16 protein-coding genes and 1 tRNA gene are annotated in these 24170 nt (G+C 70.3%); 5 read left to right on the top strand and 12 right to left on the bottom strand.

Going from position 1 to position 24170, the window contains the following annotated elements; genetic code table 11:
- Positions 1-6 precede the first annotated feature (6 nt).
- Both J2852_RS14940 and ihfB read right to left on the bottom strand, forming a co-directional pair.
- Positions 7-387 carry a lipopolysaccharide assembly protein LapA domain-containing protein gene (locus J2852_RS14940; protein ID WP_209876798.1) on the bottom strand — a complete coding sequence of 127 codons (381 nt, stop codon included), beginning with the start codon at positions 385-387 and terminating at the stop codon, positions 7-9.
- A gap of 31 nt (positions 388-418) precedes the next feature.
- Positions 419-703 (bottom strand): integration host factor subunit beta, encoded by a 285-nt coding sequence (gene ihfB / locus J2852_RS14935; protein ID WP_209876796.1) that lies wholly within the window; start codon positions 701-703, stop codon positions 419-421.
- A 301-nt stretch (positions 704-1004) separates the two neighbouring features.
- Here ihfB and J2852_RS14930 point away from each other — a divergent pair, with 301 nt between their 5' ends.
- On the top strand, positions 1005-1823 hold the full coding sequence (locus tag J2852_RS14930; RefSeq protein WP_209876794.1) for a DUF2189 domain-containing protein: 819 nt from the start codon (positions 1005-1007) through the stop codon (positions 1821-1823).
- A 103-nt stretch (positions 1824-1926) separates the two neighbouring features.
- On the opposite strand, the gene rpsA is transcribed toward J2852_RS14930, so the two are convergent.
- The 4 genes from rpsA to ggt all read right to left on the bottom strand — a co-directional run bounded on the left by rpsA (position 1927) and on the right by ggt (position 7866).
- Positions 1927-3633, bottom strand: coding sequence for a 30S ribosomal protein S1 (gene rpsA / locus J2852_RS14925; RefSeq protein ID WP_209876792.1), 1707 nt, complete (start codon positions 3631-3633; stop codon positions 1927-1929).
- 157 nt (positions 3634-3790) lie between these two features.
- A complete protein-coding gene (cmk, locus tag J2852_RS14920; RefSeq protein WP_209876790.1) occupies positions 3791-4453 on the bottom strand; it encodes a (d)CMP kinase in 663 nt (220 codons plus the stop codon).
- Positions 4454-4458: 5 nt separating this feature from the next.
- Positions 4459-5796 (bottom strand): 3-phosphoshikimate 1-carboxyvinyltransferase, encoded by a 1338-nt coding sequence (aroA, locus tag J2852_RS14915; protein WP_209876788.1) that lies wholly within the window; start codon positions 5794-5796, stop codon positions 4459-4461.
- Between the two features lie 288 nt (positions 5797-6084).
- Positions 6085-7866: a gamma-glutamyltransferase gene (gene ggt, locus J2852_RS14910; protein ID WP_343206748.1), complete on the bottom strand. Its 1782-nt coding sequence runs from the start codon at positions 7864-7866 to the stop codon at positions 6085-6087.
- Between the two features lie 221 nt (positions 7867-8087).
- Here ggt and J2852_RS14905 point away from each other — a divergent pair, with 221 nt between their 5' ends.
- From J2852_RS14905 to J2852_RS14890, 4 genes are all read left to right on the top strand, one after another.
- Positions 8088-8480, top strand: coding sequence for a TIGR02300 family protein (locus J2852_RS14905; RefSeq protein ID WP_209876786.1), 393 nt, complete (start codon positions 8088-8090; stop codon positions 8478-8480).
- Between the two features lie 127 nt (positions 8481-8607).
- Positions 8608-8683 (top strand) — tRNA-Ala (locus J2852_RS14900).
- A 182-nt stretch (positions 8684-8865) separates the two neighbouring features.
- Positions 8866-9129 (top strand): hypothetical protein, encoded by a 264-nt coding sequence (locus J2852_RS14895; RefSeq protein ID WP_209876784.1) that lies wholly within the window; start codon positions 8866-8868, stop codon positions 9127-9129.
- A gap of 64 nt (positions 9130-9193) precedes the next feature.
- Entirely contained in the window at positions 9194-10084 is an 891-nt protein-coding gene (locus J2852_RS14890; protein ID WP_209876782.1) for a pirin family protein, read from the top strand.
- Here J2852_RS14890 and J2852_RS14885 read toward each other — a convergent pair whose 3' ends face one another.
- From J2852_RS14885 to J2852_RS14860, 6 genes are all read right to left on the bottom strand, one after another.
- On the bottom strand, positions 10085-12043 hold the full coding sequence (locus J2852_RS14885) for a molybdopterin biosynthesis protein (protein WP_209876780.1): 1959 nt from the start codon (positions 12041-12043) through the stop codon (positions 10085-10087).
- A gap of 17 nt (positions 12044-12060) precedes the next feature.
- Positions 12061-13281 carry a molybdopterin molybdotransferase MoeA gene (locus tag J2852_RS14880; protein WP_209876778.1) on the bottom strand — a complete coding sequence of 407 codons (1221 nt, stop codon included), beginning with the start codon at positions 13279-13281 and terminating at the stop codon, positions 12061-12063.
- A 16-nt stretch (positions 13282-13297) separates the two neighbouring features.
- Entirely contained in the window at positions 13298-14218 is a 921-nt protein-coding gene (locus J2852_RS14875) for a diguanylate cyclase (RefSeq protein WP_209876776.1), read from the bottom strand.
- 5 nt (positions 14219-14223) lie between these two features.
- Positions 14224-17931 carry a response regulator gene (locus tag J2852_RS14870; protein ID WP_209876774.1) on the bottom strand — a complete coding sequence of 1236 codons (3708 nt, stop codon included), beginning with the start codon at positions 17929-17931 and terminating at the stop codon, positions 14224-14226.
- Positions 17932-18050: 119 nt separating this feature from the next.
- The gene (locus J2852_RS14865) at positions 18051-20996 is read right to left on the bottom strand and encodes an ATP-binding protein (protein ID WP_209876771.1); all 2946 of its coding nucleotides are present in this window, start codon (positions 20994-20996) and stop codon (positions 18051-18053) included.
- 121 nt (positions 20997-21117) lie between these two features.
- Positions 21118-23799, bottom strand: a complete 2682-nt coding sequence (locus J2852_RS14860) for an ATP-binding protein (protein WP_209876769.1) — start codon at positions 23797-23799, stop codon at positions 21118-21120.
- Between the last annotated feature and the right edge of the window lie 371 nt (positions 23800-24170).

Here is a 24170-nt window from a genome sequence, read left to right as displayed (position 1 = left end):
TGAGACTCAGTGCACCGTCGGGGCGGCGGTCGCCGGGGCGGTCACGGCCGGGAGGGCCGGGCCAGAGACCGGGCGGTTCTGCTCGGCCAGGCGCTTTTCGGCGGCGGCGGCGCGGGCCTGCGTCTCCTTCAGCTCGCGCTCCAGATAGAACACGCGCTCGGCGCCACGGCGGGCGCGGCGGCGGTGGCGGCGCTGGGCGTTCCAGGTGATGAACCCGCCGGCCACGAAGCCGACCAGCAGGGCCAGCAGCGTGGCGAGGTAGATCGGCGCCTCCAGCGTGAAGGGCAGCGGCCACAGCGACAACGTCACCAGATCGCGGTTGGAAATCGCGAACAGAACCGCGACCAGCGCGATGGGGAGGGTGATGATCCAGGTCAGAAAGCGCACTGGCGGGTTCCTCGTGCAGAATTGGGAAACGTTACTCGTCCGTGTTCAGCCGCTCGCGCAGCTGCTTGCCGGTCTTGAAGAAGGGGATGGCCTTCTCGCCCACGTCAACGGTTTCGCCCGTGCGCGGGTTTCGTCCCGTGCGGGCGTCGCGCCGCTTGACGGAAAAGGCGCCGAAACCGCGCAATTCGACCCGGTCGCCGCGGGCCAGCGCCTCGGTGATCTCATCGAAGATGGTGCCGACAATCTTCTCGATGTCGCGCTGGTACAAGTGCGGATTGCGCTCCGCGAGCCGTTGGATCAGCTCGGACTTGGTCATGGCGGCCTGGTTTCCCCCGGTTCGGTGCGCGTTTCATCGCGCCATTATCGGAGAAGCCTGCCATCGGGTGCGGGGACCGTCAAGCTAAGCCGTTATGGCGCAACCACTTTTAAAGGCTCCGTTTTGGGCGCGCGGCGCCGTCTTCCACGCAACACCGGCAGTGGGCCCACCGAACGGACAGGGGGCGCATATTGCGAATACGGGTAAACAGTTCGCCTTACGGATTGCTTTACGTCTTCACGTTTTCCAACCACCATGAAGAGAGCCCGGCGCGGCTCTTTTCATCGTTTGGGGGTTCGGCATGGATCACGCGCATCACGACGCAACGGTCAACAGAGCACCGGTGGACGCCCTTGCGGGGCTTCCCTACGCCGACCGCGTGCGAACGGTCAGCACCGCGCAGGTGTTCGGCTGGTTGAGGGCGGGATGGGCCGACCTGTGGGCGTCGGGCTGGATCAGCCTTGCCTACGGCGCGATGTTCGTGGCCATCGGCTTCGCGCTGACCGGCGGGCTGGTGCTGGCCGGCATGGCCTACCTGATCGCGCCGATGATCGGCGGCTTCCTGCTGATCGCGCCGCTGCTGGCGCTGGGGCTGTACCGGATTTCGAAGGACGTGGAGGAAGGGCGGCGGCCCAGCCTGTGGCGGGCGCTGACCGCGTGGCGGGCCAACCCCTACCACATCCTGACCGCCGGCCTGATTCTGATGCTGTACGTGATGATCTGGGCGCGGGCCAACGTGGTCGCCTTCGCCCTGTTCTTTCCGCACGAGGCCATCGCGCTGGACCATTTCGTGGCGCAGATGTTCAGCCTGGACGGGCTGGTGTTCACGATGTTCGTGACGGCGCTGGGCTTCGCCTTCGCGGCTTTCGCCTTCATCACCAACGTGACGGCGTTGCCGATGATGATGGACCGGCCGGTGGATGTGTTCGCGGCGGCCTCCGCCTCGGCCATGGCGGTGCTGCGCAACCCGCGCGCCCTGGGGCTGTGGGCCGGGCTGATCGTGCTGGTGACGGGGATTGGGTTGGTGACGGCCTTCCTCGGCCTGATCGTCGCCCTGCCCCTGATCGGCCACGCGAGCTGGCACGCGTACCGGGATTTGATCAAGGAGGATGGGGAATAATCCCACCTCCCGCCCCTGCCGGGAGAGGGACAAAAGAAAAAAGCCGCCGTGGTTGCCCACGGCGGCTTTTTCGTAACCCTCAGGTCCGAGAGGCTTTTCAGCCTTACTCTTCGGTCGACTGCTTGCGCTTCAGAGCCGCACCCAGGATATCGCCCAGCGAGGCGCCCGAGTCGGACGAACCGTACTCGGCCATCGCCTGCTTCTCCTCTTCCATCTCGCGGGCCTTGATGGACAGCGAGATGCGGCGGGAGCCGCGGTCGATCTGGGTAACCTTGGCGTCCACCTTCTCGCCGACGGCGAAACGGTCCGGGCGCTGCTCCGCACGGTCGCGGGACAGGTCCGACTTGCGGATGAAGCCGGTGTAGCCCTCGCCCACCGCGACCTCGATGCCACCATCGGTGACCTGGGTGACGGTGCAGGTGACGACGTCGTTCTTCTTCAGGCCGGCGGTGGCAGCCTCGAACGGATCGTTCGCGAGCTGCTTGATGCCGAGGCTGATGCGCTCCTTCTCGACGTCCACGTCCAGGACCTTGACCTTGACGCGATCGCCCTTCTTGTACTCGGCGATGGCCTCCTCACCCGACTTGTTCCAGTCGAGGTCGGACATGTGGACCATGCCGTCGATGTCGCCCGGCAGACCGACGAACAGACCGAATTCGGTGATGTTCTTGACCTCGCCTTCCAGCTCCGTGCCCGGGCCGAACTTGTCGAGGAAGGTCTCCCACGGGTTGTCCAGGCACTGCTTCAGGCCGAGGCTGATGCGGCGCTTCTGCGGATCGACGTCCAGGACCATGACCTCGACTTCCTGCGAAGTCGACACGATCTTGCCCGGATGGACGTTCTTCTTGGTCCAGGACATCTCCGAGACGTGCACCAGGCCCTCGATCCCCGGCTCCAGCTCCACGAAGGCGCCGTAGTCGGTGATGTTGGTGACGCGGCCCTTGAACCGGGCGCTGACCGGGTACTTGGCTTCGACGCCTTCCCACGGATCGGCTTCCAGCTGCTTCATGCCGAGGCTGATGCGCTGGGTCTCCGGGTTGAAGCGGATGACCTGGACCGTGACGGTCTGGCCGATCTGCAGGGCCTCGGACGGGTGGTTGATGCGGCGCCACGCGATGTCGGTGACGTGCAGCAGGCCGTCGACACCGCCCAGATCCACGAACGCGCCGTAGTCGGTGATGTTCTTGACCACACCCTGGAGAACCTGGCCTTCCTTGAGGTTGGCCACCAGCTCCGAACGGGCCTCGGCGCGGCTCTCTTCGAGCACGGCGCGGCGCGACACGACGATGTTGCCGCGCGAGCGGTCCATCTTCAGGATCTGGAACGGCTGCGGGGTGCCCAGCAGCGGGGAGATGTCGCGAACCGGACGGATGTCCACCTGCGAACCCGGCAGGAACGCCACGGCGCCCGACAGGTCGACGGTGAAGCCGCCCTTGACGCGGCCGAAGATGACGCCGGTGACGCGGCTCTGGTCCTGGAAGGACTTCTCGAGCAGCGCCCAGGCCTCTTCGCGCTTGGCCTTCTCACGGCTCAGCATCGCTTCGCCGTTCTTGTCTTCCATGCGCTCGAGGTACACCTCGACCGTGTCGCCCGCCTTCAGCTCGGGCGGCTGGCCGGCGACGGCGAATTCCTTCAGCGCGACGCGGCCTTCCGACTTCAGGCCGACGTCGATCGTGACCATGTCGTTGTCGACGGAGACCACGCGCCCCTTGACGACGGTGCCTTCGAGGGACTCGGCAGCGCCGAGCGACTCCTCAAGCAGCGCCGCAAAGCTTTCCTTCTCGCCGGTCCGGGCCATAGCTTGTGCCATTGAAACTCCTAAGGTTGGCCGAAAAACGACCCCGTCTGGCGCCATTCCCGCGGCAAAACGGGAACGGCCTCGACTGGACCGCCGCGCCGGGCACCACGCCCGGCGACTTGGTTGAAATATTTTTCCGTGGAGAACCGAAGCGCCCGAACCGCGCCGCTCAAGCCTTGGGGCCGAGACCGGTCTTCGATCCGATAAAGGCGATCGCCGCGTCGAACGCCTGGTCGGCGTTCAGGGCAGACGTATCAAGCACAAAAGCGTCGGCAGCCGGCCGGAGCGGGGCCACCGCTCTCTGGCTGTCGCGCGCGTCACGAGCCTTCATGTCCTCCAGGACGTCGGAGGGTATAGCCGGAATCCCACGTTCCCGCAACTCCTTGAGTCGCCGGTCAGCCCGAACCTCCACCGAAGCGGTAACGAAAAGCTTGGCATCGGCGCTAGGACATACGACCGTCCCGATGTCCCGCCCGTCGAGCACGGAACCCGGCGCGCCGCCCGGCGGCATCTCGGCGAAGCGGCGCTGGAAGGCCAGCAGCGCCTCGCGCACCGCTGGCACCACGGCGACCTTGGAGGCGGCCTGCGCCGCCTCGTCGGTGCGCAGCGCCGGGTCGGACAGGATGCCGTCCTCCGGGTGCAGGTCGAGCGCCGCGCGGGTCGCGGCCTCCGCGTCGGCCGGATCGCCGCCGGCGCGGATCACGCTGACGCCGACCGCGCGGTAGAGCGCGCCGGTGTCCAGATGCGCGAAGCCGTAGGCGGCGGCGACGCGCTTGGACAGCGTGCCCTTGCCGCTGGCCGCCGGGCCGTCAATGGCGATCACCAGACCCATCGCGATCAAACCTCCGAAATCGCCGCGCCCAGCCCGTTCATCAGACCGACGAAGCAGGGGAAGCTGGTTTCGATGAAGGCGCCGTCGTCCACCTGAATTGGATCGGCCGACGCCATACCCAACACCAGGAAGCTCATCGCGATGCGGTGGTCCATCGCCGTGGCGACCGTGGCGCCGCCCTGCGGCGGCTTGCCGGTGCCGTGAACGGTCAGGCTGTCGTCAGCCCCGACCTCCACCTTCACGCCGCACTTGGTCAGGCCGTCGGCGACCATGGCCAGACGGTCGCTTTCCTTCACGCGCAGTTCCTTGAGGCCGAGCATGACGGTGGTGCCCTCGGCGCAGGCGGCGGCGGCGGCGAGGATCGGGTACTCGTCGATCATGCTGGGGGCGCGGTCGGCCGGAACCACGACGCCCTTGAGGGGGCCGTGCTTCACGCGCAGGTCGGCGACCGGCTCGCCCGCCTGGTCGCGGCGGTTCTCGAAGGCGATGTCGGCGCCCATTTCGATCAGCGTGTCGAACAGGCCGGTGCGGCGCGGGTTCATACCGACGTCGCGCAGGAACACCTCGGACCCCGGACGCAGCAGCGCCGCGACCGCCGGGAAGGCGGCGGAGCTGGGGTCGGCGGGGACGAAAATCTCGCGGCCGGTCAGTTCCGGCTGACCGACGACGGACACGGCCAGCGCGCCGTCGTCCATCCGTTCGGTCGTCACCGTGGCGCCGAAGTGGCGCAGCATCAGTTCGGTGTGGTCGCGGGTCGGCTCGGCCTCGATCACCGTGGTGGTGCCGGCGGTGTTCAGGCCACAGAGGATGATCGCCGATTTCACCTGGGCCGAGGCGACCGGCAGGCGGTAGGTGATCGGCACGGTCTGGTCGCTGCCGATGACGGTCAGCGGCAGGCGCCCGCCCGAGCGGCCGACGAAGCGCGCGCCCATCTGCTCCAGCGGCGCGGTCACGCGGGCCATCGGGCGCTTGTTCAGCGAGGCGTCGCCGGTGAAGACGCAATTGATCGGGTGCGACGCGACGAGGCCCATCAGCAGGCGCGCGGCCGTGCCGCTGTTGCCCATGTCGAGCACCTGCGCCGGCTCGCCCAGCCCGCCGAGGCCGACGCCGCGCACGCGCCACACGTTGTCGGCGCCGCGTTCCGCCTGCGCGCCCAGAAGGCGCATCGCGGCGGCGGTATTCAGGACGTCCTCGCCCTCCAGCAGGCCGTGGATGACGGTCTCACCCACGGCGATGGCGCCCAGCATCAGCGACCGGTGCGAAATGGACTTGTCGCCGGGCACGCGGATCGTGCCGGCAAGCGCGCCGGTGGAGGACGAGCGCAACGGCTTCGCCTGCGTCATGGGAACCAACCCTCGGATAGCTTGTGGACCGGCCGAAGTACCTAGCACAGAGGGCAAGCCGATGCGAGGGGGCGCGGCAAAAGGCGTTCCCCACCGGTCCAGAGACAAATGGACCACCAAAGAGCGGCCCGTCCCAAAAACAAATGGGCCGCCAAAGGCGGCCCGAGGTGCAGGGAGGAACCAAAATGGAGAAGTACACTGCGTGTGGGCTTTTTGTAGCCCGGTTATGGTTAACGCCGCGTAAACGCTGTTCCTGCCCGGACGGCATGCCCCTTCCTTGCCGGCGCCTCAATCACCCACGGCCACGCCTTCGCGACGGGTGTCGGCGCCGCCGGACAGGCCGTTGGCGGTGACGACGATGGCCTGGGTGCCGGAGGTCAGCTCCACCGCCTTGACCGTGTGCCCCCGGGCCTCCAGCGCAGACTTCCACGACTCGGCCTCGGTGCCCAGCTCCAGTTCGGTCGGGCCGTTGCGGCTGCCGAAGTTGGCGAGATCCACCGCCTGCTGCGGGTCGAGCCCCCAGTCGAGCAGGCCGATCAGCGTCTTGCCCACATAGTTGATGATGGCGCTGCCGCCGGGGGAGCCCACTGTGGCGACCAGGGAACCGTCGCGGTGGAAGACCAGCGTCGGCGCCATAGAGCTGCGCGGGCGCTTGCCGGGCTCGACGCGGTTGGCGACGGGCTTGTCGCCCTCGGTCGGGGTGAAGGCGAAGTCGGTCAGCTCGTTGTTCAGCAGGAAACCGCGCACCATGATGCGTGAGCCGAAGCCGTCCTCAATGGTGGTGGTCATGGCGACCGCGTTGCCCTGCCCGTCCACCACGGAGATGTGGCTTGTGCCGTGCTCCGCCGCGTCGGCGAGGCCCCAGGCGCGGGTTTCCTTGTAGGGCGGCTCGCCCGGCTGGGCCTTGCCCATGGAGGTCTCGCCGATCAGGGCGGCGCGGTTCATCAGATAGGCGCGGTCGAGCAGGCCCTTCACCGGCACCTTCACGAAGTCCGGATCGCCGAGGTAGAGCGCCCGGTCGGCGTAGGCGAGGCGCCCGGCCTCGGCGAACCAATGGACCACCTGGGCCGGGTCGTTGCGCTTGGCGCCGATGTCCTTGCGCTCCAGCATGGTCAGCATCTGCAACACCGCGACGCCGCCCGAGCTGGGCGGCCCCATGCCGCAGAGGGTGAAGACGCGGTAGCTGCCGCAGAGCGGGTCCCGCTCCTTGACCTGATAGGCCTTCAGGTCGGACTCGGTCAGGTCGCCGGGGTTGGTGGGGTGGCCGGTCACCGCCTTAGCGATGTCGGCGGCCATGGGTCCTTCGTAGAAGGCGGCCGAGCCCTTCTCCGCGATGGCGCGCAGCGTGGCGGCAAAGTCCGGGTTCTTCAGGACGTGGCCGACCGGCCAGGGCGTGCCGTCCGGCTGGTAGAAGTAGGCGCGCGCCGCCGGATCGGTCTTCAGGTGGGTTTCCTGCGCCAGCTGGCCGTTCAGGCGCGGGCTGACCGTGAAGCCGTTCTCGGCGAGGGCGATGGCGCGCTCGAACAGCTTGGGCCAGGGGAGCTTGCCATGCTGGCGGTGGGCGTGCTCCAGCAGCTTCAGCGTGCCGGGCACGCCGACCGAACGGCCGCCGACGATGGCGGCGCGGAGGTCCATCGGCTTGCCGTCGGGGCCGATGAAGCGGTCGGGCTTGGCCGCCGCCGGGGCAGTCTCGCGCCCGTCGTAGGAGGCGACCGCCTTGGTTCCCGCATCGTAATGCAGCAGGAAGGCGCCACCCCCGATGCCGGAGCTTTGCGGCTCCACGAGGTTCAGGACGAGCTGCACGGCGATGGCGGCGTCCACCGCGCTGCCGCCGGCGCGCAGGATCTCCCGCCCGGCTTCGGCGGCCAGCGGGTTGGCGGCGGCGACCATGTGCTTCGTCGCCACGTCCACGGTGCGCGTGGCGCGGCCGGTGCCCCGTTCCGGGGCGATGTCGGTGGGGGTGGCGGGGGCGGGGGTGGTGGGCGCGGTTTGCGCGGCGGCGGCCAGCGGCGACAGCGCGATCAGGCCGGCGCCCATCAGGGTGCGCCAGCGGGGGGATAGCGACAGCACGGGACCTCCCCTATCTTTATGGCCCGATCCAACGGTCGGACCGTATTCTTCGAAACCGGCGGCCGGTGATGCTGCCGGACACGCTTGAGCTTAGGAACAACGTTGAAAGCCTGCCAGGGCTGCGGCGAACTTTTTTTTGACAAGTTCACGCGGTCATGGCAAAGGGCGCGGCTTGAGATTCTTGACTGTGAATTCCCCAGGATTGTGACGGAGGACGAGGCGTGGCCAAACCCGAATGGGGCGTCAAGCGCATCTGCCCGAGCTGTGGCGCGCGCTACTACGATCTGCGCAAGGACCCGCCGGTGTGCCCGAGCTGCGGGGCGCAGTTCGATCCCGAGGCTTTGCTGAAGTCGCGCAAGGCGCGTCCGGCGCCGGTTGACGACGTCAAGAAGGCGCCCGTGGTCGCCGACACCGACGACGAGGTCGAGACCGAGGATGAGGAGGCCGCCGAACTCGACGAGGTCGAGGACGACGTCTCCGTCGAGGACATCGAGGAAGGCGACGACACCGCCGAGGACGAGGACGATGTCCTGATCGAGGACACCTCGGAACTGGGCGAAGACGACATGGACGAGGTCGTGGACGTCGAAGGCGAGGACGAGGAGGAGCGGTAATCCGCCCTTCCGGAGGAGCGGAAAAAAAGCGGTCGGGGGTCGAATTTTTCTCTTGCATCGGACCCCCGTCCTGACCAATATCCCGCTCCACCGACGCCGGCCGAAACGGCCAGCGACCCAGAGTTTCGGGGCCATAGCTCAGCTGGGAGAGCGCTACAATGGCATTGTAGAGGTCAGGAGTTCGATCCTCCTTGGCTCCACCAAAACAGACAAGGGCCTGCGCAGAGATGCGCGGGCCCTTCGTCTTTTCGGGCTTTGCCTTGGCCGGGTTTGAGTTCAGGGTTTGCATTGGCCGGGTTTGGCCATGCTTGACAGCCGTCAAGGAAGCCTCTTTGGTCGGGCCGCATCCTGCGCGCCATCACCAACTTTCTCGCTGGGATTTTTCATGAGCCTCGACCTCACCGCCGACACCAGCCTCGCCACGCTGACCGCCGGGGACCCGGCCGCGCTCGACCGGCTGACGCAGATCCATCCGGCTTTCGGTCCGGGTGTCGGCGTGCCGGATACGGCCAGCCTGGGCGACATGGCGAAGGCCACGGGCATCCCGCTGGACGTCATCCTGGCGACCGCGCGCGGCGCCATCCACGTCACCGCGCCGGCCGGCGGCTGCGGCTGCTCCTGCGGTGGCGGCGGGCACCAGCATCATTAAGTCTCGCCCATAGCCGAGTCCCACCCCACCTGTTTGGCGGAACAACGCTCGACGGGAGGGAAGCATGAGCGGACCGGCGACTCCGGACGGCTGGCTGGACGCGGTGATCGTGCCGCGCACCAGCGACATCGGCGGCTTCGAGGTGCGGCGCGCGCTGCCCTCGGCGCAAAAGCGCATGGTCGGGCCGTTCGTCTTCTTCGACCAGATGGGGCCGGCGATGCTGAAGGCCGGCAGCGGCATCGACGTGCGCCCGCACCCGCACATCGGGCTCGCCACCGTCACCTATCTGTTCGAAGGCGAGATCATGCACCGCGACAGCCTGGGCACGGAGTTGCCGATCCGGCCGGGCGAGGTGAACTGGATGACCGCCGGGCGCGGCATCGCCCATTCCGAACGCTCCGCGACCGACGAGCGCGGGCGGGACCGTTGGCTGTCCGGCATCCAATCCTGGGTCGCCCTGCCCAGGACGCATGAGGAGGTTGATCCGGCCTTCGTCCATCTGGGCGCCGACGAACTGCCGGTGGTCGAGGGCGAAGGCAAGCGCCTGCGCGTCGTCGCGGGCGCGGCGTACGGCGCGCGCTCCCCCATAAGCACGTTGTGGGAGACGCTGTACGTGGACGCCGCGCTGGCGGCCGGCTCGAAGCTGCCGGTGGATGCCGACCAGGAGGAGCGGGCGCTGTACATCGCCAGCGGCACGGTGACGGTCTTCGGCGACCGGTTCGAGGCCGGGCGGCTGCTGGTGCTGCGTCCCAGCGAGCCGGCGACGGTGGAGGCCGAGACCGACGCGCGGCTGATCCTGCTGGGCGGGGCCGCCATGGACGGGCCGCGCCACATCTGGTGGAACTTCGTCTCCAGCTCCCAGGACCGCATCGAGCAGGCCAAGGCCGACTGGAAGGCCGGGCGGTTCGACGTGGTGCCCGGCGAGACGGAGTTCATTCCGCTGCCGGAGCGGTGATCAGCGCACGAAGCCCAGCGCCTTCAGCTTTTCCCCGACCGTCCCGTCCTCCAGCGCCGCCAGGAAGCGCTGGACGGCGGGGCGGGTGCGGCGGTCGCGGGGGATGACGAAGTCGTAATGCTCCTCCTGCAAGGGCAGGAAGCCGAGGTCGTAGAGCTTCGCCACGCTGTCGATGGCCACGCCCCAGTCGGCGCGGCCCTGCGCCACGGCGGCGGCCACGGCGTTGTGCGACTTGGCCTGCGACCAGTAGCCGGCGGGGCGCGCCTCGCCCAGCAGGCGGTCGGTCAGGATGCGTGTGCCGCTGCCGGAATTGCGGTTGACCAGGATGCAGTCGGGGTCGGCGATGGCGAGCCGGGCCGCGTCCTCCACCGACTTGCCTTCGAAGCGCCGGTCGCCCTTGCGGAAGACGATGCCCTGAAGGCGGCGGTAGCCGGGCACGAGGTCGAGCGCGGGCGTCAGGAAGGGATGATTGTACTCGCCGGTCTTCGGATCCATCAGGTGGATGGCGGCGATGTCGCACTCCCCGCGCCGGGCGGCGGCGAGGCCGCCCATGGAGCCGACGTTCAGCGCCTTGACCGTCAGCCCCTCCCCGATCAGTTCGCCGAGGATGGCGTCGAGACCCACGCAATGGCTGCCGATCACGATCAGGTCGGCGGGCGCGGTGTCGCGGCCGATGCGCTGGACCGACACGGGCGTGCCGGCCTCCACCGCCTCGGCCTGCGGATCGATGGCGATGAAGCCGTCGGCGTGGCTGAAGGCGGTCACCGCGCCGGAACCCTTGGACAGCGGATAGGCCGCCAAGCCCCCATCCGAACCGCGCACCAGCGAGATCATGACGTATTCGGTGCGCCCGCGCTCCGACCCCAGCCGCAGGGGCAGCGTGGCGGGAACGGCCTCCTTCGCGGCGGGCGGCAGACCGGCCAAGGCGCGGATCACCGGGGCCACGAACTCGTGGAAGGTGAACATGGCCGAGGTCGGGAAGCCCGGCAGGATAACGACCGGCTTGCCCTGCGTGACCGCGAGGCATAGCGGCTTGCCGGGCTTCAGCGCCACGCCGTGGGCGACCACGCCGGGGTCGGTCAGGCGGCTCACGATGCGGTAGGACAGGTCCCCCGCCCCCTTCGACGTGCCGCCGGACAGCAGCAGCGCGTCGCACTCAAGCCCTTCCTCGACGAGGCGGGCGAGCGCGGCCTCGTCGTCGTGGGCGGCGCCGAGGCGGACAGGCTCCCCGCCCAATTCCTCGACAGCGGCGGCGAGGATGGCGCCGTTGGAGTCGTAGACTTGGCCGGCGCGGATCGGCTCGCCGGGGGCGACGATCTCGTCGCCGGTGGACAGGATGGCGACGCGCGGGCGGCGCACGACGGGCATCTCGGCCTTGCCGATGGCGGCCAGCACGCCGATCTCGCGCGAGGTCAGGACCTGGCCTTTGCGCAGCACCGTCTCGCCGCGCCCGATGTCGGAGCCGGCGGCGGCCACGAAGGCGCCGGGGACCACGGGTTTTCGGATTTCGACCAGCAACTCGTCGCCGGTGTCGCGGGATTCGGTGTGCTCCACCATCACCACGGCGTCGGCGCCGCGCGGGACCATGCCGCCGGTGGCGATCACCGTGGCGGTGCCGGGGGTGACGGTGATGGCGGGGGTGCGGCCGGCGGACAGCACCTCCTCGTTCAGGCGCAGGACGACGGGGGAGTCCTCGCTGGCGCCACGGGTCGCGGCGGCCAGCACGGCGAAGCCGTCCACGGAGGAGCGGTCGAAGCCCGGCACGTCCACCTCGGACAGCACGTCGGCGGCGAGCACGCGGCCGAGCGCCGCCGACAGCGGCACCGTTTCCGCCCCCTTGGGCCGCAGGTCGAGGTGGCGGCGGAAGCGCGCTTCGGCCTCGTCACGGCCGACGACCTCCAGGAACTGTTCCTGCCGCGCCGCCTGGGCGACGAATCGCCGGATGTCCTCGTTGGGCACGCCGATTGCTCCGAATGCTATGACTCTCCGGCGCGGATGGTAGCGTCAAATCCGTGCACGGTCACGGGAGAGCCGGCGGGGACGCCTTCGCTTTCCGCCGGGATCAGCACAAAGCCGTCGGCGCGCACCGCCCCCGACAAGCCGGGCACGGATGGGGAGGCCAATGGCTCCACCGTCCCGTCGTCGGTCAGGCGCACGCGGTAGAGGTCGGCGCAGCCGATCTCCGAGATCAGCTTGCGGGCGGTGACCGCCTCGCGCGTCGGGTGGGGCAGCGCCGCGTCGCGACCGGCCATGCGGCGGACGGCGCGGCCGGCCAGCAGCTCGTAGGCGGCGAGGCAGGCCATCGGTTCGCCGGGCAACAGCACGGCGAGGGCGCCCCCCGCGAAGCCAAGCCCGGCCGAATCGCCGGGCCGCATCGCCACACCGTGCACCACAAGCGAACCGGCGTCGGCCAGCGCCAGCGGCGCCACGTCGTCCTCCCCCACACCGGTGCGGCCGGCGGAGAGCAGGAGGTCGGCGCCGGGAGCGGCGTAAGCCTCGGTCAGGGCGGCGCGGTCGGCGAGCGGGCCGATCAGGTCGGGAAGGCCGCCGTCGCGGGTAACGAGGGCGGCGAGCATGGCCCCGAGCGCCTCCGGACCCGAGCGCGGGCCTCCGGCCAGGACGATGCGCACGTGCGGACGGGCAACGGCGGTGACGGTCTCGATGCCCAGCGCGGCGAGCAAGCCGATGTCCTGCGGGCGCAGGACGCGCCCGGCCGCCAGCAGCGGGGTGCCGGCGCGCACGCCCTCGCCCTGCCGCTCCACCCCTTCGCCGGGGGCGACGGAGCCCAGCGCCTCGATGAAGCCGGCGTCTTGCTGCATGGCCTCCACGGGCAGGACCGCGTCCGTACCGGGGGGCAGCGGCTCGCCGGCCGAGATCGGCATGGCGGACAGCAGCGGGATGGGGTTGTAGGAGCCGGCGCCGAAGGTGTCGGCCGAGGCCACCGCCACGCCGTCACGGGACGCGCGGTCGGCGGGCGGCCAGTCGGTATCGGCGGTGACCGCCCCGTGCAGGGTACAGCCGGCGGCCTCGGCCAGCGGAACGGGGCGCGGCTGCGGGCAAGTGGCGTGCTGGTCGATCCAGTGCTCCACGGCGTCCAGCGGGGCGCGGGTGGCGAAGCCCCGTCCGCGAACATCGGTTTTGGGGACATCGATGTTGGGTGTGCCGGGGACTGGCGGGAGGGAGCCGCTCTGCGTCATCGCGCTGCTCCCTCGGTCACGCCGGAACGTCGGCGGTGCCGCTGCACACGCGGTTGCGGCCGGCGCGCTTGGCCTCGTAAAGCAGCAGGTCGGCGGCCTGGTACAGGCTGTCGGACGGCGTTTCGGTCAACGGCCGGGCGGTGGCGGCGCCGAGGCTGATGGTGACGTGCCCGGCCACCGGCGACACGGCGTGCGGCAGGCGCTGCCGGGCGATGGCCTCGCGCAGACGTTCGGCCACAAGGAGGGCGCCCTCCCCGTCCGTTTCCGGCAGCAGGCAGACGAACTCCTCCCCGCCGTAACGGGCGACGAGGTCGCCAGGGCGCTTGGTCTGTTCGTCCAGAACGCCGGCGATGGCGCGCAGGCACTCGTCGCCGGCCTGATGACCGTAATGGTCGTTGTAGGCCTTGAAATGGTCCACATCGAGCATGACCAGCGACAGCGGCGTGTGCGACCGGGCGCAGCGCCGCCATTCGCGCAGCAGCGCTTCGTCGAAGCGGCGGCGGTTGGCGATGCCGGTCAGCCCGTCGAGAAAGGACAGCTGGCGCAGCAGGTCGGCCTGCCGCTTCAGCAGCAGATGGTTGCGCACGCGCGCCTTCACGATGGGCGGGCTGATCGGCTTGGTGATGAAGTCGATGGCGCCGACCTCCAGCCCGTGGGTCTCATCCTCCACCTCGCTTTTGGCGGAGATGAAGATGACCGGGATGTCGCGGGTGGCCGGATCGTCCTTGATGCGGGTGCACACCTCGTAGCCGTCCATGCCCGGCATCATGATGTCCAGCAGCACGAGATCCGGCAGGCGGGTCTGCACCAGCTCCAGCGCCTTGTCGCCGTCGGTCGCGAAGTAGATGTCGTAATCGTCCTTGAGGATGCGGCTCAGCACATGGACGTTGGACGGAATGTCGTCCACGACGAGGATTTTGGGGCGCGATTCGGTCATGGCGTTCACGAGGCCGGAAGGAAGAGGCCGAGATTGCGCGCAAGACGCTGCACGATCCCATAGGCCTTCGGGAAGTCGAGGCTGTCCACGGCGCCGGTCAGCGCCTTCATGGTGGCGGGGTCGATCGAGTCGCCCAGCACCGGGGCGAGGGTGGCGAACTCCTCCGCCGCCGCGAAGTTGCTGTCGCGCAACAGCTGGGCGAAGCGGTCGATCATCGGCGCCAGCCGGTCGCGGTCGATCGTCGGGGCGGGACGGGCCGGTTCCGCCGACGGCGCTTCCGACAGGCGAGAGGCAGATTCCAGCACGGCGGCCATCTCGGCGCGCAGGACGGGCAGCTGTTCCTCCGCCGCCGCCTGTTCCCCCCGGTAGGCGGCGATCTGCAGGGCGTCGGCGGCGGCCGAAAGGCGCCGCGCGCCGATGTTGCCGGCAAGGCTCTTCAGCTCATGGCCCAGCGCCTTGGCGCGCGGCAGGTCGCCCGCAGACAGCGCCACCGCGATCGATTCGGCCACCCCGGCGTAGGCGCGGGCGAAGTCGCCGACGAACTTGCGGAACAGGTCGGCGTCGCCGTCCAGCCGGCGCAGCGCGTCGTTCAGGTCGATGCCCGGCAGCTCATCCGGCAGACCGCCGGATGCGGGCACCGGGGCGGGGATGGGAAGCGGGGTGGCGGCCAGCATCGTGCGGCCGACCCAGCGGGCCAGCACCTCGAACAGCTGGTCAACGTCGATGGGCTTGGCGATGTGGTCGTCCATGCCGCCGTCCAGGCAACGCTGCTTGTCCGAGGGCAGCGCGCTGGCCGTCATGGCGATGATGGGCAGGCCACGCCCGACGGGCCGGTCGCGCAAGCGCCGCGTCGCCTCGAAGCCGTCCATCTCCGGCATCTGCACGTCCATCAGCACGGCGTCGAAGGGCGGGTCCGCCTCCTCCACCCGCGCGATGGCCTCGCGGCCGTTGCCGGCCGACGTGACGCGGGCGCCGGCACGCTCCAGGATCTCGCGCGCCACCTCCTGGCTGATGGCGTTGTCCTCGACCAGCAGCAGGCGGCGGCCCAGCAGCGGGCGGTTGGGGAGCGGCAGCGCCTTCAGCGGCAGCGGCGCGCACGGCCTGTCCCAGGGTCCCTCGCCCCCCATCGCGCGGGCGTAGGCGTCGGTCACGGCGTCGAGCAGGGCGGAGGCGGTGACCGGCTTCACCAGGAAACCGCCGAGGCCCAGATCTTCGGACAGGGCCCCCACCCGCTCGCGCCCGAAGGCGGTGACGACGATGATGACCGGCGCCTTGACCAGACCGTCGTCGCGGATGCGCCGCGTCGTCTCGATGCCGTCCATTCCCGGCATCTTCCAGTCCATCAGCACGAGGTCGTAGGCCGCGCCGGACGCCGTCGCACGTTCCAGCTCCGCAATGGCGGCGGGGCCGGAATCGCGGGTCTCCACCCGCCAGCCGAAGCTGCCGGCCAGTTCGGCCAGCACCTCCCGCGCGGTCGGGTTGTCGTCCACCACCAGCAGCGAGAGGTCGCGCGGTATCAGGCGGGTGCGCGCCGGGCGGGCCGCCGAACGGGTGCCGCGGCCGAACACGGCGGTGAAGTGGAAGTTGCTGCCCTTGCCCGGCTCGCTCTCCACGTCCATGGCGCCGCCCATCAGGGTGACCAGCCGGGTGCAGATGGCCAGCCCCAGCCCCGTGCCGCCGTAGCGCCGGGTGGTGGAGCTGTCCGCCTGGCTGAAGGCCTGGAACAGCCGCTCCCGCTGTTCGGGTTCGATGCCGATGCCGGTGTCGCGGATGGAGAAGACCAGGACGGCGCGGTCCTCCGTCACCTCCGTCGCGCGGACGGACACCACCACCTCGCCCGAGTCGGTGAACTTGATGGCGTTGCCGGCGAGGTTGATGAGCACCTGCTGAAGCCGCAGCGGATCGCCGATAAGGTCGAGCGGCACCTCCGGCCCGACCGAGAACAGCACCTCAATGTCCTTTTCCTGGGCGGCGGTGCCGACGATGACCGCGAGGTTCTGCAACAGGTCGTCGAGACGGAAGTCCACCCGCTCCAGGTCCAGCTTGCCGGCCTCGACCTTCGAGAAGTCCAGGATGTCGTTGAGGATGGCGAGCAGCGATTGCGCCGAGGTGCGGATCTTCTGCGCGTAGTCGCGCTGGCGCGTCGACAGCTCCGTCTGCTGGATGAGGTGGACGAGCCCGAGGATCGCGTTCATCGGCGTGCGGATCTCGTGGCTCATGTTGGCCAGGAACTCGCTCTTGGCGCGGCTCGCCGCCTCGGCGACGTCCATGGCCCGGCGCATCGCCTCCTCGGCGCGCTTGCGTTCGGCGATCTCGTGAAAGACGACCACCGCGCCCTCAACCCGGCCATCCTCCAGCATGGGGGAGACGGCGAACTCCACCGGAATGGCGGTGCCGTCCTTGTGCCAGTAGACGTCTTCCGCCCCGCCGCGCGCGTCGCCGGTGCGCAGCACGAAGAACACCGGGCAATCGATGATGGGATAGGGGCTGCCGTCGATGCGCGTGTGATGCAGCAGCGCGTGCAGGCTGCGGCCCAGCAGCTCCTCGTGGGAATAGCCGGTGATCGCGCAGGTGGCGGGGTTGGCGAAGGTGATGCGCCCGTCCCGGTCCACCCCGCAGATGCCGTCCGAGGCCGATTGCAGGATCAGGTTCAGCCGGCGGTTGGCCCCGGCGAAGGCGCGGTTGGCCTGTTCCAGGCTGCGCGCCGTGGCGTCGAGGTCGGCGTTGGCCTCGGCCAGCCGGCGGCGGCTGACCTCCTCCCGCGTCTGGCTGCGCGCGGCGGCCAGCGCCAGGGCGGCGCAGGCGACCACGGCCAGCAGGACCAGCAGGCCGCTGCGGACGGCGCGGTCCCGCCATTCCTCCAGGACCTCGTCCCTGGCGACGCTGACCTGCGCCACCAGAGGGAAGGAGGGCACCCGGTTGAAGGAGACGATCCGCTCCACCCCGTCGATGGCCGACACCCCCTCGAACGTGCCGGTGGGCGCCGACCGGGCGCGCTCGACCACGTCGAAGCCGTCGCTCCGGCCCGACTCGACCTCCGGGAAGCGGACCACCAGCGTGCCGTCCTCGCGGTGGAGCGCGATGGTGCCCAGCCGGCCGATGTCCAGGCTTTCGAAGATGCTGCGGAAATAGTCGATGTCCACGGCGACGTGGGTGATGCCGAGGAAATGCCCGTTCAAGGCAATTCGCCGGCTGACGGTGAAGGAGGGCCGGCCCGACAGGCGGCCCTGGATCAGTTCGCCGACGTGGAAGTCGGCGCCGTCGCGGTGGGCCTGGAAATAGGGGCGGTCGGCGGAGTTGGTCGCCGGGGCCGGGTACTGCCGGGTGCTGAGCAGGCCGGCGCCCTGCTCGTCGAGGATCCAGATGGCGCCGACCTCCGGGATGGCGTCGGTCATCTCGCGCATTTCCTGCCACAGGGCGCGGTCGCGGTTGATGCCGTCCATCCCGCGCTGCCTCACGCGGTCGAGCACCCGCTGAAGGACAAGATCGCTGGTGGCGACGGTGCGGCGGACGTGCTCCTGCAACAGGCGCGACGCGCTGCGCGTCTGTTCCTGGGCGTGGCGGAGCGTTTCCTCGCGGTCGGCCCAGGTGACCGCCCCCCAGAAGCCGATGCCGAACAGGGCGATGAAGCCGACGATGGCCAGCAGCAACGGCCGAAGCCGAGAGGGCGGGGGCGCCTGAGGCTCCGCCGCTGTCGGGATCGTGGGATCCATTGCCAATATCCGCCAGGCCCGGCACACGCCGGAGGTGAGAAAGTTCATACGCTTTCCGGATTATGAGGCTCCGGCCCCAGCAACGGCAAGTGACTTCATCGGCGCGGGCGGAACCACCCTCACGCCACCGGAATCGAGGCGCGCAGAAGATCGCCTCCTGCCGCAGCTGCCGCGATACGGTCCAGCCGCGCGTCGTCCACCGCCTCGCCCGCCCGCACCGCCGCGCACAGGGCCCGGCAGGCGGCCGACAGGTCCATCAGGCCGACGTTGCCGGCCAGCGAGACGAGGGCGTGCGCCTCGAAGGCCATGCGGGCGGCATCGCCGCGGGCGGCCAGCAGGCGTTCCACACGGCGCGGCAGTTCGTCGAGGAAGCCGCCCACGAGGTCGGCGCAGCGCTCCACCCCCAACTCGCGGGCCATGGCGTGGACGGCGGACGGGTCGAAGACCGGCGGGGCGGCCGGGCGCGCGGGTGCGGGCAAGGGTGCGGGTGCGGGCGGCGAAACGGCGGTCCGCCCGTCCAGGCTTCGGTCGATGGCGTCCAGCAGGCCCGCGCGCTCGAAGGGTTTGGGGACATGGCCGTCCATGCCGACCGCGCGGCAGCGCGCGACCTCCGCCAGCAGGGCGCTGGCGCTCATCGCCAGGATCGGGATGCGGCCGAGCGGCGGGGGCAGCGCGCGGATGGCCTCCGTCGCGGCGTGTCCGTCCATGACCGGCATCTGCACGTCCATCAGGACGAGGTCGTAGCCGCCGCGCCGGACCGCCTCCACCGCCTTCGCGCCGTTGTCCACCGTGTCCACGGCGTGGCCGGAGGCGGTCAGCATGGTGACGGCCAGCTCCCGGTTCATCGCCAGATCCTCGGCCAGCAGGATGCGCGCCGAACGCCGCGCCTTCGACCGCTCCGGGGCGCAGGGGGCGCCGTCCCGGCCGGGCGCCGCCGCTTCGGGCAGGACCAGGGAGAACCAGAAGGTGGAACCGGCGCCCGGGCGGCTGCGCACCCCGACCTCCCCGCCCATCAGCTCGACCAGACGGCGGCTGATGGCGAGGCCGAGGCCGGTGCCCCCGCGCGAGCGGTCGATCTGGCTGAAGCGCCGGAACAGCGCGCCCTGCCGTTCCGCCGGGATGCCGATGCCGGTGTCGGCGACGCTGACCGTCAGGCGCGGCCCGTGGTCCGTGTCGTCCGTCCTGGTCACGGTCAGGGAGACGCCGCCGCGTTCGGTGAACTTCACGGCGTTGCCCAGCATGTTGAGCACCACCTGCCGCAGCCGGTCCGGGTCGCCGCGCAGCCAGCCCGGCACATCCGGCGCCACGGCGATGCGGAGCGCCAGCCCCTTCGCCTCGGCGGCCAGCCGGACCACCGCCTCGCAGCTGGCGGCCAGCTCGCGGATGGAGAAATCCACGTCGTGCAGCTCCAGCCGCCCGGCCTCGATGCGCGAGAAGTCCAGAACATCGTCGATGACCGTCAGCAGCGACCGCCCGGCGTCGCGCACGTGCGTGGCCTGCCGGCGCTGTTCGGGCGTCAGATCGCCGTCGAGGAGAAGCTGCGTGAAGCCCAGGATGCCGTTCATCGGCGTGCGGATCTCGTGGCTCATGGTCGCCAGGAATTCCGCCTTGGCGCGGTCGGCCGCTTCGGCCTCGATCCGGGCCTGGATCAGCGCCTGCTCGTTCCGCTTGGTTCCGGTGATGTCGTCGAAGACCCAGACGAAGGCCTCCAGCCGGCCGTCCGCGCCGTGCACCGGGCTGACGTTCAGGTTGGCCCACAGAGGCTCGCCGCCTTTGCGGTGGCAGAGGATCTCCGCGCGCGCCGGCTGCCCGGCCGCCATCGCCTCGCGCAGGCGGGCCACGGCCTCGGCGTCGGTGTCCGGCCCCTGGAGGAAGGGCATGTCGCGGCCCAGAACCTCCGGCGGGAAATAGCCGGTGATGGCCGTGGCCGCCGGGTTGAGGAAGACGACCGGATTGCCGGCGCGCTGCGGGTCGGTGATGAGCACGCCGGCCCCCGTCGCCTCCACCGCCTTGGCGAAACGGGCGTTCAGGCGGCTGGCGCGCTCCGCCGTTTCCTTGGCCCGGTGGAGCTGCCACTCCTCCGCCTTGCGGTCGGTGATGTCGAAGATGATGCCGTCCCACACGACCTCGCCCGTGTCGCGGCGGGCGGCATGGCTGATGGCGCGAATCCAGCGCGTGGCTCCGTCGCTGAGGCGGGTGACGCGGAATTCCTGCGTCCAGGACCCCAGCGTCTCGGCCGAGGCGCGGATTGAGGCGATCAGCGCCGTCCGGTCGTCGGGGTGGATGTTGGCGCTCAACCCGTCCAGCGTGATGGGGGTCGATTCGGAAAGCCCCAGGATGCGGAAGAAACCGGGGCTGCAATAGGGGAACAGAAGGCGCCCGTCGGCCGTCAGGACGCGCTGGTACACCCCGCCCGGCGTGTTGGCGGCGACGGCCGCGAAACGGCGCTGGCTCTCGGCAAGCGCCTGGGTCAGGTCGTGCCGCTCCTCCTCCTTGTGCAGCAGCATGCCGAGGAACAGCACCCCGAAGAGGTTGCCGAGCGACATCGGCACCAGGGCCGTCTCCATCATGCGCCGGGCGAGCTCCGGCGGCAGCAGGACGAAGCCGAGCGGCGCCGCGATGGTGACCGCCACGGCCAGCGCCACCACGTAAGCGCCGCCGAAGCCCCGCCCCCGCCGGCGCGCGTGCCAGGAAAAGCCGATGCCCAGCAAAGCCGCGACGGTGATGGAGAGAACGCCCGCCGCCGCCCCGCCGCCGCCCATCCACAGGCGGTAGCCGCCGGTCACCAGCGCCGCCGTGACCGCGCCCAGCGGGCCGCCGAACGGGCCGGCGAGCGCCATCATCACGTTGCGGGCGTCCACGAACAGGCCGGGCGCCACCCGCACCGGGTCGATCATGCCGAGGATCGCGATGCCGCCGAACAGCAGGCCGACGAGGATCCGCGACAACGGGGCGGGAATGGCCGGACCGCGCCAGCGGATTTGCAGGAAGACGACGACCACCACGGCGAACAGGCCGATGTTCTGCGCGAGGTCGAGGAGGAATTCCTTGGAGAGCGTTTCCATCGTGCCACCTCCGGCGGGGGACCGCCTCTCCCTGTCTCATTATGCGGTACGCGAACGACCCGTTTCGCATCGCGCGTCGCATTTTCGGAAAAACCCGACGCACCGCACCGGCCGCGTCGGATCATGTCTCCTTCGTCGCAAGCGCCGTGCCGCGCAGGGTCGCCTGCTGGGCCTCGGCGGCGGCCAGCGCGGCGGTGCCGGCGGCCCGGTAGCGGGCGATCAGGGCGGAGGCGTCGGCGGGGCGCGGGTCGCTTGAGGCCGCCTGCATCAGCGCCCGGCTCGCCTCGGTCAGCTCCATGAAACCGAGATTGCCGCCCAGCGAGGCGGCGGTGTGCGCGTCCTTCGCCAGCCGGGTCCAGTCGGGCGTCCCCTCCCCTTCACAGACCGCCGAAGCCGCCGCGAGACGGTCCGGCAGCGCCGCCAGGAACATGTCGAGGAGGGAGCACAGCGTCTCCGGCCCCAGATCGCGGAGAAGACGCTGCATGACGGCGTCCGGCCCGGTTGGAGAAGGCGTAGCGACGGGCCCCCTTCCTCCCCCCATGCTGCGCACGGGGGCAGGTTTTATTCCCTCCCCCGCCGAAGGTGGGGGAGGGTTAGGGTGGGGGCCTGCATCCAGGATAGTCCCGCCGGGGCGCAGCCAGCGCTGCACGCAGGCCAGCAGGGCCTCGCGCTCCACCGGCTTGGCCAGATGGGCGTCCATGCCGGCGGTGCGGCAACGCTCGACCTCCGCCGGCAGGACCGTGGCGGTCAGCGCCACGATGGGAACGCGCGCCGCCTCGCCGTCCAGCGCGCGGATGGTCTCGGTCGCCCGCAGCCCGTCCATCACGGGCATCTGGAGGTCCATCAGCACGAGGTCGTAGCGCCGCCCGCGCACCGCCGCCACGGCCTCCTGCCCGTCGGAGGCGAGATCCACCGTGTGGCCGGCGTTGGTCAGCATCCTGGCGATCAGTTCCTGGTTCATGCCTAGGTCCTCGACCACCAGGATGTGGCCCCGGCGGAAAACCTCGTCCGAACAGTCGGCCGCGCCCTCCGCGTCGGCGAGGCCGGCGGGGTCGGGCACCGGCAGGGTCAGGGTGACGTAGAAGGTGCTGCCCACACCGGCGGCGCTGTGGAAGCCGATGGTGCCGCCCATCGCCTCCACCAGCCGCTTGGAGATGGCGAGGCCGAGGCCGCTGCCGCCGTACTGACGGGCGACGGTGCGGTCGATCTGGCTGAACTTCTGGAACAGCAGCGTCTGCTTGTCCTCGGGGATGCCGATGCCGGTGTCGCTGACCACGAAGTTCAGCGTCACCGCGTCCGGCCGGCGGTCCACCACCACGACCGACATGCCGACCCCGCCGCTCGGGGTGAACTTCACCGCGTTGGACAGCAGGTTCAGCAACACCTGCCGCAACCGCACCGGATCGCCGGTGACGAAGGCCGGCGCGTCCGCCGCCCGGTCCACCCGCAGGTCCAGGCGCTTTTCCCGCGCGGCCGGCTGCACCAGCGAGACGACGTGGTCGATGGCCTCGTTCAGGTTGAAGGGGATGTGGTCGATATCGACCTTCCCGGCCTCGATCTTCGACAGGTCGAGCACGTCGTTGATGATCGCCAGCAGCGACTTGCAGGCCTGCTTCAGCTGGCGCGCGTAATGGCGTTGATCGTTTTGGCGCTGCTTTTCATCCCGGACGGCGCCGTCCTGGGCCAGATCCTCCAGAAAGGTGGCATAGCCGAGGATGCCGTTCATTGGCGTGCGGATCTCGTGGCTCATGGCCGCCAGGAAGTCGGCCTTGGCGCGGGCGCCGGCCTCCGCCTGCTCCTTGGCCTCGGCGAGGGAGGCGAGGAGGCGCTCGCGGTCGGTCACGTCGCGCGCGTTGCCGAGGATGCGCGTCACCCGCCCGTCCGCGTCCATCAGCGGCACCAGCACGGTGTCCCAGTTGCGAAGCCCTTCCGCCGTTTCCAGCGTTTCCTCGAAGCGCAGGGTGGAGCGTTCGGCGACGCACCGGGCGTACAGGTCGCAAATCTTCGCGGCGAATTGCGGCGGGAACAGCGCGTCGGGCCGGATGCCCGGCCGCACGGCCGAGACGCCCAGCGCGCGCGCCGACGCCGGGTTCAGAGACTGGTAGGTGAAGCCGCCGTCCTCCCCCACGGCGACGACGAACAGGCAGTCCGTCGCCTCAGCGTAGAGGGCGCGGTAGAAGGCCTCGCTGTCGGCCACGGCCGCTTCGGCGGCACGGCGGCGCTCCTCCAAACGCAGCAGCGTGCCGAGGAAGGCCGCGCCGACCACGTTGGAGATGACCAGCGGCAGGGCCACGCGGCTCATCACCGCGACCGCCTGGTCCAGCGTCGGCAGGAGCAGAACGGACAGCAGGCTGGCCACGGCGGCGGTCAAGCCGAGCGCGCCATGGCGCAGCAGGTCGCGGCGCCACCGGCGCCAGCGCATCAGCGCCGCGAAGCCGAGCGAGGTGGCGACCACGGACGCCAGCGCGACCACCGCCGCGGGCGTGGCGGCACCACCCAGCCACACCCGATAGGCGCCGGCCATGGCCCCGGTGATGACGCCGGCCAGCGGGCCGCCATAGAGCGTCGCCAGCGCCACCATCGTCATGCGCGCGTCCACGAACACGCCGGGCAGGACCAGCACCGCGTCGAACATGGCGAGCACGGCGCCGGTGCCGAAGAAGACGCCCAGCACCGCCTGCTGCCAATGGCGCCCGAACTGCTCCATGCGCGCCCGCACGAGGCTGTAGCCGACCACGGCGATGGCGAACAGGCCGATGTGCTGGAGGATGTCGAGGACGATGCGCGCGGTGTTGCCGGTCATGAACGGGCCCCTCTGACGGGGCTCTCCGGACGAGAACCCTCGGACGGGGACCTTCGTTCAGATCCCCTCGAATGGAATGGGAGCGGATGCGGGGCCGGACCGGCCGCACCGGCTCCCGATCATCGGGGACGGCGACTCGGACCGCCTCCGCGAGACGGGGCGGCCGAGCGCATGCCTCGCTGAGGTGCCACCATAGTAGGCATATTCACCGCGAATGCCTGTGAGATTTTATCGAACCGGATATGCGCTCCGCCCCATCACCGGAAGGGGCGTTCGAGCCGGAGTAGTACGGAATTCTGGTGAGGCAAAAGCGCCCCGCGCCTCGTTCCGAACACGGTATGCCGGCGGTACCGCGCCGGCGTCGTCCGTGG

Origin of the sequence: Azospirillum soli, from assembly GCF_017876165.1 — a bacterium.
Lineage (GTDB): Bacteria > Pseudomonadota > Alphaproteobacteria > Azospirillales > Azospirillaceae > Azospirillum > Azospirillum soli.
The sequence above is the reverse complement of the archived record's forward strand: the minus strand, read 5'-3'. Positions and strand labels throughout refer to the sequence as shown.

Bases quoted from the DNA above. Each gene is read 5' to 3' on its own strand.
- ihfB (WP_209876796.1), bottom strand. From the start codon at position 703: ATGACCAAGTCCGAGCTGATCCAACGGCTCGCGGAGCGCAATCCGCAC.
- J2852_RS14930 (WP_209876794.1), top strand. From the start codon at position 1,005: ATGGATCACGCGCATCACGACGCAACGGTCAACAGAGCACCGGTGGAC.
- rpsA (WP_209876792.1), bottom strand. From the start codon at position 3,633: ATGGCACAAGCTATGGCCCGGACCGGCGAGAAGGAAAGCTTTGCGGCG.
- cmk (WP_209876790.1), bottom strand. From the start codon at position 4,453: ATGGGTCTGGTGATCGCCATTGACGGCCCGGCGGCCAGCGGCAAGGGC.
- aroA (WP_209876788.1), bottom strand. From the start codon at position 5,796: ATGACGCAGGCGAAGCCGTTGCGCTCGTCCTCCACCGGCGCGCTTGCC.
- J2852_RS14895 (WP_209876784.1), top strand. From the start codon at position 8,866: ATGAGCCTCGACCTCACCGCCGACACCAGCCTCGCCACGCTGACCGCC.
- J2852_RS14890 (WP_209876782.1), top strand. From the start codon at position 9,194: ATGAGCGGACCGGCGACTCCGGACGGCTGGCTGGACGCGGTGATCGTG.
- J2852_RS14880 (WP_209876778.1), bottom strand. From the start codon at position 13,281: ATGACGCAGAGCGGCTCCCTCCCGCCAGTCCCCGGCACACCCAACATC.
- J2852_RS14875 (WP_209876776.1), bottom strand. From the start codon at position 14,218: ATGACCGAATCGCGCCCCAAAATCCTCGTCGTGGACGACATTCCGTCC.
- J2852_RS14870 (WP_209876774.1), bottom strand. From the start codon at position 17,931: ATGGATCCCACGATCCCGACAGCGGCGGAGCCTCAGGCGCCCCCGCCC.
- J2852_RS14865 (WP_209876771.1), bottom strand. From the start codon at position 20,996: ATGGAAACGCTCTCCAAGGAATTCCTCCTCGACCTCGCGCAGAACATC.
- J2852_RS14860 (WP_209876769.1), bottom strand. From the start codon at position 23,799: ATGACCGGCAACACCGCGCGCATCGTCCTCGACATCCTCCAGCACATC.